The following is a 12,092-nucleotide window of genomic DNA, read 5'->3' as shown; positions in this document are numbered from 1 at the left end:
CGACTTATGTATGTCCGATACACGGCGTCGGGGCTGTCCTCGCGAGACGACCCCTGAGAACCCGCGGCGGTGCCAGCTGCGCAGGTGGTTGAAAGCGGCTGACGCCGCTTGCCTGACGTCACCGTTGCGTATCCAATCCACGCGCCGCCTTCGCCAGCTCTTCGGTGCTGTCCTCCTCGGATTCGGCCAGGCGGCGTTCCAGCCGCTGGATGCGCCGGTCCTCCACGTCGTCGCGGACCTCGTCGTGGCCGAGCAGCGTCCACGACCGGTAGGCCAGCGCCAGCAGGAAGGTGGTGAGCGCGAAGGTGATCACGATCGCGGTCAGCGCCATCGCCTGCGGCAGCGGGTCGGCCATCTCGCCCGGCGTCGCGGTGCCGATCATCGCGGCCCGGCCGGGCGGGCCACCGGCGGTCTGCAGCAGCAGGTTCGAGCCGTGCCCGAGGATCACGATGCCCAGCAGGATGCGCATCAGCGAGCGCTGCATCAGCAGATAGAACCCGACCGAGTACAGCACGGCGAGCACGATCGCCATCGCCAGGTTGATGGTCACTGGTCCGCCTCCCCGCATTTCACAGTGGTGGTTGCGCCCCGCCCAATCTCCCGCTTCGTGGTTTCTTGTGGCTGGCTTGCGTCACGTTCCCCTGAGCTGCGGTTCGGGAGGACTGAGGTTGACACAGGGGGTGTCATCGTTGCCCCCTGGCCGCGGCGGCCGCGTCGGCTTCGATGCCCGAGCCGAGGGTGCGCAGCAGGTCCAGCACCACGCCGACGATCAGCAGGTACACCCCGCTGTCCAGCAGCACGCTGGTGACGAACTTGAGCTCGCCCAGCAGCGGCACGGTGAACTTGTAGATCGCGGTCTCCAGGAGCTGCCCGCCGAACAGCAGCGGCACGAACGCCGAACCGGTCGCGATGATCAGTCCGAGGCCGATGAGCACCGGCGGGCGCATGGACACGATCGCGCTGTCGTCCATCCGGCCACCGGCCAAGTAGCGCAGCACGAACGCCTGCCCGGCGACCAGACCGCCGCTGAACCCGCCACCGGCCCGGTCGTGTCCGGCGAACAGCAGGTAGATGGACAGCACCAGCACCGTTGGGAACACGATCCGGGCGGCCAGTTCCAGCAGCACGGAGCGCTGCTTGGCGTCCCGGCAGAACCCGGACAGCAGCCAGCGCTCGGTCGGGGCGTCCCAGTTCGTCCAGGACGGTCGGGGTTTCGTCGGCGAGGTCATTCGCGCACCTCCTCCTGCTGCTTGGCCAGTGCCTTGACGCGGATCGGCGGGGTCACCCGGGTGCTGCGTTTCCGGCGTTCGTGCCGGGCGGCCAGGATCAGGCTGGCGACCCCGGTGGCCGCGACGGCGAGCACGGCGATCTCGCCGACCGTGTCGAAGGCGCGGAAGTCGACGATGATCGCGTTGACCACATTGGTCGCCCCGGCGCCGTGCTCGGCGTTGGCGATGAAGTCCGCGCTGGCCTCCGACGGCGTCTGCCTGGCGGCGCTGAAGATGACCGCCGCCAGCGAGATGAACACCCCGGCCGCACCGGCGATGATCGCCTTGGGCACCCGCAGACCTTTCGCGGTGTCGGTCTGGTTGAACCGCACCGGCAGTCGGCGCAGCACGAGCACGAACGCCACCAGCGTCAACGTCTCGACCAGGAATTGCGCCAACGCCAGGTCCGGTCCACCGTCCACGATGAACAGACCACCGATGCCATAGCCGACGACGCCGACCAGCAGCACCGCGGTCAGCCGCCGTTGCGCGCGCAGCACCGCCATCGCCGCGACCACCACCACGATGCCCAGCGGGATCTGCAACAGGGAGTCGTAGGCGCGCAGATCCTCCGGCACGCTGGCCCGGATCACCAATGCCGAGCCGGGGATCGCCAGCACGGTCAGCAAGATGATGCCGAGGTAAGTCGGCAGCGAACCCACCTGCAGGCGACCGGTGACGCCGACCGCGACCCGTTCCAGCAACGCCATGATCCGCTCGTAGCCGCGCTGCGCGTCGAACAACCGGGGCAGTCGCTTCCACAGCGCGGTCAGACGGACTCGGTTCAGGTGCAGCGCCACACCACCGGCCACCGCGATCGCCGACAACAGCAACGGCACCGTCCAGCCGTGCCAGAGTTCCAGGTGGTACGGGTCGTGACCGGACGGGAAGGCGCTCGCGTAGGCGCCCGCGAGCTCGTCGGCGATCGGGTAGCCGACGCCCAGCGCGATGCCCGCTATCGCGGGCAACGCGGTCGGCACCAGTGCCTCGGCACCAGCTGGCTTCGCATGGGTCGGCGCCAGGTCGGGTTTGTCCGCGAAGGCACCCCACAGCACCCGGACGCTGTAGGCCACGGTCAACATCGCGCCTACCACCAGCACTGCATCGACCAGCAGATCGCCCTGCCGACCGTCCAGGAACGCGCTGAACGCCGCTTCCTTGCCGAGGAAGCCGAGCATCGGGGGCAGTCCAGCCATCGACGCCGCGCCCGCGATCGAGATCGCCGCGAGCCACGGCATCCGGCGGCCCAACCCGGACAGCTCGCGGATGTCGCGGGTGCCTGTCTGGTGGTCGATGATGCCGACGACCAGGAATAGCGTCGCCTTGAACATGCCGTGCGCCAACAGCATCGTGGCCCCGGCGATCGCGGCGGTGCGGGTACCAGCGCCGAAAAGCACCATCAGGAAGCCGAGTTGGCTGACCGTGCCGTAGGCGAGCAGCTTCTTCAGGTCGCACTCGTGCAAGGCCCGCCAGCCGCCGAGCAGCATGGTGGCCAGGCCGATCACCACCGCAGGCAGCCACCACTGCGGCACCCCGAGGAACACCGGCCCCAGTCGGGCCACCAGGAACACCCCGGCCTTGACCATCGACGCGGCGTGCAGGTAGGCGCTGATCGGAGTCGGCGCCACCATCGCCGCCGGGAGCCAGTTGTGGAACGGCAGTTGCGCGGATTTGGTGAACGCTCCGACCAGAATCAACACGGCGGCCACCGCGACCGCGGTGCCACCGGGCGGGTTCGCGATCAGCTCGGAGATCCGGTAAGTGCCCGCGGACTCGCCGAGCACCACGAAGCCGAGCAGCATCACCAACCCACCCAGGCTGGTGATCATCAGCGCCTGCAACGCGGAGCGCCGCGACTCGCGGCTGATCCCGGCCTGCCCGACGAGCAGGAACGAGCAGATCGTGGTCAGTTCCCAGAAGACGTAGACGGTGATCAGATCGTCGGCGAGGACCAGCCCCAGCATCGCGCCCGCGAAGGCCAGCAGCAGCGGGGCGGAGCGCTTCGCGGCACCGCTGCCGGGGCTGAAGTAGGCGTCGGAGTAGACCAGCACGAGGGCACCGATGCCCGCCACCAGCACGGTCATCAGCAGCGCGAGCGGGTCCAGCCGGAAGCTGAACTCCAGCCCGAGCAACGGCGCCCACGCGACCGTCTCGCTGATCACCTGCCCGGTCAGCACGGGCTGCGCCTGCGCCAACACCCACACCAGCGCCGCGGCAGGGGGAAGCGCAGCGGTCAGGAACGCGGCACGGGTGCTGCGCCGGGCGAGGACCGGTAGGGCCAGCGCCACCAACAGGTGCACGATCACGAACGCGAACAAGGGCACCTCCTCGACGCCGACTGGCCGTGGTCATGCGGACCCGCCGACACCCGACTACCGGGATTGTTCGCCGCCGCTCCCGCGGGCGCACCGCGACTGGAAGCGCCGCAGCAATACGACCGCTGCGAATATCGGCTTGAGGAAGGCTCGGGCCACCGATGTCCAGCGAGGTCCGATCGGTGCCCAACTTATCCGAAACGCACCAGACCCGGCCAATCCGGCGTGATCGGCGTATTCGCCGCTCGGAGGGCGTTTTTCGTTGCGGCGAAATGACCTTGGCCGGATCACGGCGCCCGGATCCGCGACTGTCCGCGTGGGATAGTTCACTTCTGGTAACGCCATCGCGGGCCCGCTGGCTGAGCGGTTCGGCGGTACCGGCAATCGTCCCAGCTGAGCAACGATCCTGTTCGGTCTGCACTCGGGCGACCGATCGACCGTGGAAAATGTGGTCGTGCCCACGGATAGCAACGACACCCTCGCGGGCGCCGGTCGGCTGATCGGCGACCGGTACCGCCTGGAACACGAACTCGGCGGCGGTGCGATGGGCACCGTGTGGTCCGGCATCGACGAACTGCTGCGGCGACCGGTGGCCGTCAAGGAGGTCAAGCTGCCGCCGGGAATGCCGGAGGAAGAGGCCGCCGAGATGCGCGAACGCGCGCTCCGGGAGGCCCGCGCCATCGCCGTGCTCTCGCACCCCAACGTCGTGACCCTCTACGACGTGGCTCGGGAGGCTGGCGAACCGTTCGTGGTGATGGAACTGGTGCCCTCCCAGAGCCTCGCCACGATCCTCGGCGAGCACGGCGCGCTCGACGACCACCAGTTGGCGGTGATCGCCGACGGCGTCGCCGCCGGGCTGGAGGCCGCGCACCGGGCTGGCATCGTGCACCGCGACGTCAAGCCCGGCAACGTGCTGATCGGCGACGACGGCCGGATCAAGGTCAGCGACTTCGGCATCTCCCGCAACATCGCCGAACACACCATCACCAGCACCGGCATCCTGCTCGGCACCCCGGCGTTCATCGCGCCGGAGGTCGCGGCGGGCGAAGGGGTCACCGCCGCCGCGGACCTGTGGGGGCTCGGCGCCACGATGTTCGCCGCCGCCGAGGGACGACCGCCCTACGACGTGGACGACGATCCGCTGGCCACCATCACCGAGGTGGTGCGCGGTCCGGTGCCGGTGGCCACCCGGCCCGGTCCGATCGGCGAGATCATCAGGGGCCTGATGGTCAAGGATCCGGCGCAGCGGATGGCGCTCACCGACGTGCGCCGCCGGATCCAGCACCTGTTGCCCGAACCCGGTGCGCGCCCGTTCGCGATGTTGCTGGACCCGGACGCGCCGACGGTGAAGGTGCGGAAACGGGATGCGCTGCCGCCCATGCAGCAGCCCGCGTACGAATCGGCCTCGGCCCCGCTGGCCCACGATCCCGGTTTGCCGCCGTTCGCGCTGCGGGAGCCGCCACCGCAACCGCGCCGGTCCCCGTGGCCAGTGCTGGCGCTCGGTATCGCCGCGGTCGTGCTCTTCGTCGCCGCGCTGGCCGGTGGTTTCGCGGCGACCCGGCTGCTCGCCGGTAGGTCGTTGCTGCCGGAGCGGCCGACGGCGAGCGCCGAACCCGGTGAGCCGGTGGCGAAGCTCAACCTGATCGAGCACACAGACGAAGCGAAGCACACCTCCGCTCCCAACGGCGGCCAGTTCAGCATCCTGGCGCCGAGCGATGCGGGCTGGCGGCTGTTCCACAGTGAACGCACCGATATCGCCAACAGTTCGGTCGTGTCGTTCGTGTCGCCGGATGGCGCGACGGAGATCGCCGTGCAGCGCTACGGCAATTTCTTCCGCGCTGGCAACAAGATCTCGGACTACGAGGCAGCTCTCCGGCGGTCCGCGGCGGGCGGCGGGGGCCAAATCCAGGTGTTGAACAGCTTTTCCGAGGGCGACCGCATGGAGCGGATCAGCTACACGACCGCCGAGCACAAGATGGTCGGCGGACCCGGCCCGCAGCGCCAGCGCAGCACCACAGCGGAGCTGATCGGCCGCGGCGACGACCTGTGGGTCGTGCGCGTCACGGTGCCGAGCGACCAAGCCGCCAACGCCGAACCGTTCCTCAACCAGGTGCTGCCAAGCCTCAAGACCGAGTAGCGCGCAGACCGTCGAACACGATCCGCAAGGTCCCGGTGAGCACGCGATCATCGACGTCGGCGGCAGCTGCGGCGCGGGAAGTGCCGATCAGCAGCGCGTAGACCTCGGCCAGTTCGACGTCCCGGCGGACCGCTCCGGCGGCTTGCGCCCGCTCCAGCAGTCGGCCGAAGGCCGCCCGCAGCTCCTGGTGCGCATCGTGGACGGCGGTGCGCAGGTTCGCGCCGCTGTCCGCCAGGGCACCGGCGATGGCGAGCTTCGCCGGTGCGTCGCGCACCACCAGCGTGAAGAAGTCCGAGAACGCCTGCCCCGGATCACGCGCGTCGAGCTGTTGCGCGGCGCGATCGCGCAAACCCGTCAGCCTCCGCACGAAAACCGCTTCCAGCAGCGCTTCCTTGGTCGGGAAGTGCCGGAACACGGTGCCGATGCCGACTCCGGCGCGACGGGCGATCTCCTCGGTGGACGCGGCCTGCCCGGCTTCGCCGAAGACCGCGTCGGCGACGTCGAGGATGCGCTCCCGGTTGCGGCGCGCGTCGGCGCGCAGCGGACGGTCCGGTGCTGGCTGCGGTGTGGTCACGGGCTCCCCGCTCGTTGACAACCGGAGTGAGGACTCCATATATTCGGAGTCGTCGCTCCGGTTAACTTTCCCGGTGCTCCACCAAGCGTGCAGGAGACAGCCATGTCCAACGCCCCCACCCCGACCGAAGTGTTCGAAAAACTCGTGCACGGCGTGACCCACCGGCAGGTCGAGGACCTGCCGAACCTCTACGCGACGGACGCCGTGGTGGATCACCCGATGGACCCCCTCGGCGGTCCGACATTGCGCGGTCGCGAACAGTTGGCCGCCCACTTCCGCGCCGGTTTGACCCGAACAGCGCAGGATTTCCAGGCCCGCAACGTGGTAGTGCACCAGACCACCGACCCCGAGGTGGTCGTCGCCGAGTTCGAGTACCACGGCACGGCGCACGACGGGACCCCGTTCGCCGTGCCCTGCGTGTTCGTGCTGCGGGTGCGGGACGGCCAGATCGTCGCCTCGCGCGACTACGTCGACCACTTCGCCTTCGCCAGGGCCAGGGGCGACCTCGACGCGCTCCTGCCCCGCTGAATCAGCGTTGCTCGGCCTGCGAGGACTAAGCTGCGCGGCCGTGACGCCTTCCACGACTTCCGACCCGTCCGCCGCCGCGAACGCGGCCGCCACCAAGCTCGCCGAGGTCACCGGCATCGCGCGCCACGACCTGGCGGTGGTGCTCGGTTCCGGCTGGCAGCCCGCCGCCGAGGAGATCGGCCGACCGGCGACCGAGGTGAGCATGTCCGACCTGCCGGGCTTCGCCGCACCGGGCGCCATCGGGCACAGCGGCAAGATCTGGTCCGTGCCGGTGGGCGACAAGCAGGTGCTGGTCATGCTCGGGCGGACGCACCTGTACGAGGGAAAGGGCATCGAGCCGGTGGCGCACGGCGTGCGGACCGCGGCCGCCGCCGGATGCCGGACCGTGGTGCTCACCAACGCCGCTGGCGGGTTGCGCGAAGGCATGCAGGTGGGCCAGCCGGTGCTGATCAGCGACCACGTCAACATGACCGCGCGGTCGCCGCTGGTCGGCGCGAACTTCGTGGACCTCACCGACCTGTACTCGCCGCGGCTGCGGAACCTGGCCCGGGGCATCGATCCCACGCTGGAGGAAGGCGTGTACGCGGGGCTGCCCGGTCCGCACTTCGAGACCCCGGCGGAAATCCGGATGCTGCGCGGGCTCGGCGTCGACCTGGTCGGGATGTCGACGGTGCTGGAAGCCATCGCGGCCCGCGCCAAAGGCGCCGAGGTGTTCGGGCTGTCGCTGGTGACGAACCTGGCGGCTGGGCTGAGCGGACAACCGTTGAGCCACCAGGAAGTGCTCGACGCCGGTCGAGCTTCGGCGAGCCGGATGGGCAAACTGCTGCGCTCCCTCCTGGAGGCTGCGTGAGTGACGATTTCGCACCCGCTCGCGACGCCGACCGGGTGCGGGTGTCCCGCAAGACACCGGAGGCCGCGTGACGCTGGATGCGCGGTTGCGCGAGGCGACCCGGCAGTGGATCGCCGACGACGTCGATCCGCGGAGTCAGGCCGAGCTGCGGCGGCTGCTCGACGCCGATGACGCGGAACTCGCGGATCGGATGTCCGGCATGCCGCAGTTCGGGACCGCGGGCCTGCGCGCACCGGGGCGCGCGGGGGCGAACGGGATGAACCGCGCGGTGGTCGTGCGCACCACGGCTGGCCTGGCGGCCTGGCTGACCGAACACGGTCACAGTGGCGGTGTCGTCGTGGTCGGTCGCGATGCGCGGCACGGCTCGGAGGATTTCGCCGCTGACGCAGCCGGGGTGCTGGCAGCAGCCGGTTTCGACGTGCGCGTGCTGCCTGAGCCGCTGCCAACGCCGGTGCTCGCGCATGCCAGCCGCGTGCTGCGCGCGGTCGCTGGTATCCAGATCACCGCTTCGCACAATCCGCCGCAGGACAACGGCTACAAGCTGTACCTGCAGGGCGGCATCCAACTGGTGAGCCCGACCGACACCGAGATCGAGGCCGCGATCGCCGCGACACCGGCCGCGAATTCGGTGCCGCGCAAGGAAAGCTGGTCGATCCACGAGTCCGCGTTGGACGACTACCTGGCGCGGGTGGCCACCTTGCCGCGCGGCGACGCTCGCACGCTGCGGATCGCGGCGACGGCATTGCACGGTGTCGGGGCGCAACCGCTGCTGCGAGCACTGCACCGCGCAGGTTTCGATGACGTGCATCTCGTTGCGTCCCAAGCGGAACCGGACCCGGACTTCCCAACCGTCGGCTTCCCGAACCCGGAGGAGCCGGGCGCGACCGACGCGCTGTTGGAGCTGGCCGCCGAGATCGACGCGGATCTGGCCATCGCGCTGGACCCGGACGCCGACCGGTGCGCGCTCGGCGTGCCGGAGAACGGCACCTGGCGGATGCTGCGCGGCGACGAGACCGGTGTCCTGCTCGCCCAGCACATCCTCTCCGCACTGGACCGCCGAGCGGCACCAGATCCGCTGGTGGCCACGACGATCGTGTCGGCCACCATGCTGCGTTCGATCGCCGCGGAGTTCGGGGTCCGCTACGCCGAGACGCTGACCGGGTTCAAGTGGCTGGTGCGTGCCGGTGACGGCGCCGGGACGGGGTTGGTCTACGCCTACGAGGAAGCCCTCGGGCACTGCGTCGACCCGGACTGGGTGCGCGACAAGGACGGCATTTCCGCCGCCGTGCTCAGCTGCGATCTCGCCGCCACTGCGCAGGCGGCCGGACGCGGCTTGCCGGACCTGCTCGACGAACTGTCCACTGTGCACGGACTGCATCGGACCGGTCAGGTCTCGGTGCGGGTAACGGATCTGAGCGTGATACCACGAATCATGCGGCGACTGCGCGCAAAGCCGCCGGCCAGGCTGGCTGGGACCACTGTGGACGTTGCGGACCTGCTGCCGGACACGGATGCGCTGGTGATCACCGGAGCGGGTGGGCTTCGGGTCGTCATCCGCCCCTCCGGCACCGAACCCAAGCTCAAGTGCTACCTGCAGGTCGTCGAACAGGTCGGAGAGCTTTCGCTGGCGGCGGCCAAGCAGCGGGCCGCGGACCGGCTCGCCACGCTGGAGCAAGCGGTTTCCGAACTCGTGCGAGGAGACTGACGATGCCGAGGCTGCTGATCGTGCACCACACCCCGTCGCCGGGCATGCAGGCGATGTTCGAAAAGGTCGTCGCAGGAGCCACCACCGACGAGATCGAGGGTGTCGAAGTGGTGCGACGACCGGCGTTGGGCGCCACGGCCAGTGACGTCCTCGATGCCGACGGCTACCTCCTCGGCACCCCGGCCAACCTCGGTTACATCAGCGGTGCGCTCAAGCACTTCTTCGACACGATCTACTACCCGTGCCTGGATTCGACCGCCGGTCGGCCGTACGGCTGCTACGTGCACGGCAACGAAGGCGTGGAAGGCGCGCTGCGGGCGATCCGGTCGATCACGACCGGCCTGTCCTGGCAACTCGTCGCCGAGCCGGTCGCGGTGCTCGGCCAACCGGACAAGGACGCGCTGGAGGCGTGCTGGGAACTCGGCGCCACCGTCGCGGCCGGGCTGATGCCCTGACCGCGACGTTCCCACTGGTCAAGCGACGAAATCGGGGAGCCGTTCCAGCGCGTTCCGACGCCCTGGCAGGTGTTCACCACCAGGCCGAACCCCAGTTGATCTTGGTCGGCGAGCCCGGAGTAACCTGATCGTGTCGTCGGGGCGCGCCCCTTGACGACACCCGTGGCGCCCTGGGCAAAGCCCGCCTTCCCTCATCAACGTGCGATGTTCAGGGCGCCACGGACTCTCGCGCATGGTAATCGGACGGAGGGCACCAACCGCCAAGAACTCGCGCGGATTGGGTGTGCCGAGGGGGTCGTCAGGCAAGCGGCGGTGCTGCTTCCTCCCACCCTCGCAACCGGCACCGCTGCGGGTTCTCAGACGTCGTGCCGGGCGGACAGCCACGACGTGGTTGGCATACATGATGTCGGGGATCCCGGACCGAGACGGCGTCTGAGGTTCCGCCACCCGCACCGCCCCGCAAGCCACTCCGCGCACTCTCCAAGAGCGGAATTCACGACAACTGCGCAGGCCCTCCGGCAGCATTCCACCGCCTCCAGGGGTTACCCTGCGACGGTGAGTGAGGAAGCGATCCGACTCGAACTCGACGACTCCGGCGTCTCCGTGGATCTCCCACAGCCCCCCGGTCCGCACGATCAGGTTCAGGGCGTTCCGTACCGACCTGTCGAGTTCCGCGACGACGACCTACCGACCGCCCTGGAGCGGTCCGCCCAATGGCTCCGCCAAGCGCAGGACTGGCTTGGTGAACCCATCGATGTCATCGCAGTCCACCTGGACTACGACGACCGCGAAGGCGCCCCCTACTACGACCTGAAGTTGCTCTGCAACGAGGAAGACCTAGCGGGCGCACCGATTGCCTTGCGGAGGCTGCAAAGCGACGCCGTCGGCTGAGGACTGTTCCACCAGGACGACGACCTGGCGCTCGTGCTGACAGACCTGACCGCAAAACCGAACGATTGACCGCCGCAGTGGCCCGTCCGAACGCCGGACGGGCCACTGTCGTGCCAGCGCTTCAGAACTTGGTCCGGCGGCCCTTCCAACTCGTCGCACCACGTACCGCGCGCACCGCGCCGTCGAGGAGCAACACCCCGAACAACGTGCCGCTGACCGGTGCCAACGGCGCCAGCCACTGGTTCGCGCGCATGAACTTCGCGGTCCGGGCATGTGCGGCGCTCTGCGCCGACCAGCCGACCAGCCCGAGCGCGGTCAGCACCGGACGGCCCTTGTGCCAGCCGAACGCGACCGCGGCCGGAGCGGCCAGCGACATCGCGATCTGTCCGAACCCGATACCGGTCAACAGCGGTACCGAGCCTCGGGTACCGGCCACGAAGCTCTTCCGGAACGACGCCCAGCCCTGCCGGAACGGGTCCATGCCGCTGGTCGTGATGTGGTCCAACCCGTCCACGGTGCGGGTGCTGCCACCGTGGTCCCGCACGGCGGTGGCGATCGCGACATCTTCGTTGCGCTGCGCCGCGAAGGCGGCCCAGCCGCCGATCTTGTCGTAGTGCGAGCGGCGCAGCAGGATGCAGTGGCCGATCGCGAATGCCTTGCGCCCGCGACCGTCCGGCGCGGCGTTCTCGCCGATCAACTGCAACCCCGGCGGCATCAGCAGCGGCCAGGTCGCGGAGTGCCGCGGCGGTGGGCCGCCGGGCGTCGACACCAGGTCCGCGTCGACCGCTTCGGCGGTGGCCAGCAGCCTGCTGAGCAGGTCGGGAGCCAGCACCGTGTCGGCATCGACGAACAGCAACCATTCACCTGCCTCCGGCGGCCCGGCCTGCTCCACCCCGACGTGCATCGCGTGCACCTTGCCGCTCCACCCTGGTCGCGGCGCGTCCACCCGGACCACCGCCACGCGTGGATCCGCGTCGGCGTGCGCGCGGGCGATCTCCCCGGTCCGGTCGGTCGAACCGTCGTCCACAACAACCACGCGCAGCGGCGAATCCCCTTGCCCGCCATGGGTTTGCGCACTGATCGCGCGTAGGCAACCGGCCAGCACCGCGGCCTCGTTGCGGGCTGGTACGACCACTGTGACCCTCGGCGGCAGGACCGCGGCGGACTGCGGCTCGTGCAGCGGGACGATGGTCCGCGTTTGCAGAATGGTGCGCGCGCTGCGGATCAGCACTCCGGCGACCGCAACACCGAGCAGCATCGGTATCCAGCTCGTGCCTTGTCTCGGTGAAACCACCGCCACAGCGTGCCACGAAGCGCCCTGAACGACTCCGTTCAACGGCACGAATTCGTTTTGAACTCTGCGCAAATC

General features: G+C 69.6%; 11 protein-coding genes. 6 read left to right on the top strand and 5 right to left on the bottom strand.

Features of this window, described 5'->3' with window-relative positions; all coding sequences use genetic code 11:
* Window positions 1-118: 118 nt before the first annotated feature.
* The 3 genes from MOQ72_RS16595 to mbhE form a co-directional block, all read right to left on the bottom strand.
* Window positions 119-550: a Na(+)/H(+) antiporter subunit C gene (locus MOQ72_RS16595; protein ID WP_242184531.1), complete on the bottom strand. Its 432-nt coding sequence runs from the start codon at window positions 548-550 to the stop codon at window positions 119-121.
* Between the two features lie 133 nt (window positions 551-683).
* Entirely contained in the window at window positions 684-1,229 is a 546-nt protein-coding gene (locus tag MOQ72_RS16590; RefSeq protein ID WP_242184529.1) for an MnhB domain-containing protein, read from the bottom strand.
* Window positions 1,226-3,586, bottom strand: a complete 2,361-nt coding sequence (gene mbhE / locus MOQ72_RS16585; RefSeq protein WP_277954179.1) for a hydrogen gas-evolving membrane-bound hydrogenase subunit E — start codon at window positions 3,584-3,586, stop codon at window positions 1,226-1,228. Before mbhE ends, MOQ72_RS16590 begins: the two co-directional genes overlap by 4 nt.
* A gap of 451 nt (window positions 3,587-4,037) precedes the next feature.
* Here mbhE and MOQ72_RS16580 point away from each other — a divergent pair, with 451 nt between their 5' ends.
* Window positions 4,038-5,720: a serine/threonine-protein kinase gene (locus MOQ72_RS16580; RefSeq protein WP_242184525.1), complete on the top strand. Its 1,683-nt coding sequence runs from the start codon at window positions 4,038-4,040 to the stop codon at window positions 5,718-5,720.
* On the opposite strand, the gene MOQ72_RS16575 is transcribed toward MOQ72_RS16580, so the two are convergent.
* On the bottom strand, window positions 5,707-6,294 hold the full coding sequence (locus MOQ72_RS16575) for a TetR/AcrR family transcriptional regulator (RefSeq protein ID WP_242184523.1): 588 nt from the start codon (window positions 6,292-6,294) through the stop codon (window positions 5,707-5,709). The genes MOQ72_RS16580 and MOQ72_RS16575 overlap by 14 nt on opposite strands.
* Before the next feature lie 102 nt (window positions 6,295-6,396).
* Between MOQ72_RS16575 and MOQ72_RS16570 the strand changes: the two genes are divergently transcribed.
* From MOQ72_RS16570 to MOQ72_RS16550, 5 genes are all read left to right on the top strand, one after another.
* Window positions 6,397-6,822, top strand: a complete 426-nt coding sequence (locus MOQ72_RS16570) for a nuclear transport factor 2 family protein (RefSeq protein WP_242184520.1) — start codon at window positions 6,397-6,399, stop codon at window positions 6,820-6,822.
* A gap of 40 nt (window positions 6,823-6,862) precedes the next feature.
* Entirely contained in the window at window positions 6,863-7,672 is an 810-nt protein-coding gene (locus MOQ72_RS16565; protein WP_242184518.1) for a purine-nucleoside phosphorylase, read from the top strand.
* A 67-nt stretch (window positions 7,673-7,739) separates the two neighbouring features.
* Window positions 7,740-9,377: a phospho-sugar mutase gene (locus MOQ72_RS16560; protein ID WP_242184517.1), complete on the top strand. Its 1,638-nt coding sequence runs from the start codon at window positions 7,740-7,742 to the stop codon at window positions 9,375-9,377.
* Between the two features lie 2 nt (window positions 9,378-9,379).
* Window positions 9,380-9,832 carry a flavodoxin family protein gene (locus MOQ72_RS16555; RefSeq protein ID WP_242184516.1) on the top strand — a complete coding sequence of 151 codons (453 nt, stop codon included), beginning with the start codon at window positions 9,380-9,382 and terminating at the stop codon, window positions 9,830-9,832.
* Between the two features lie 555 nt (window positions 9,833-10,387).
* On the top strand, window positions 10,388-10,723 hold the full coding sequence (locus MOQ72_RS16550) for a hypothetical protein (protein WP_242184515.1): 336 nt from the start codon (window positions 10,388-10,390) through the stop codon (window positions 10,721-10,723).
* Between the two features lie 121 nt (window positions 10,724-10,844).
* Here the strand turns inward: MOQ72_RS16550 and MOQ72_RS16545 are convergent, their stop codons facing one another.
* A complete protein-coding gene (locus MOQ72_RS16545) occupies window positions 10,845-12,017 on the bottom strand; it encodes a glycosyltransferase family 2 protein (protein WP_242184514.1) in 1,173 nt (390 codons plus the stop codon).
* Window positions 12,018-12,092: the final 75 nt, after the last annotated feature.

Origin of the sequence: Saccharopolyspora soli (genome assembly GCF_022678645.1) — a bacterium.
Taxonomy (GTDB): domain Bacteria; phylum Actinomycetota; class Actinomycetes; order Mycobacteriales; family Pseudonocardiaceae; genus Saccharopolyspora; species Saccharopolyspora soli.
This window is presented reverse-complemented; position numbering and strand designations above follow the sequence as displayed.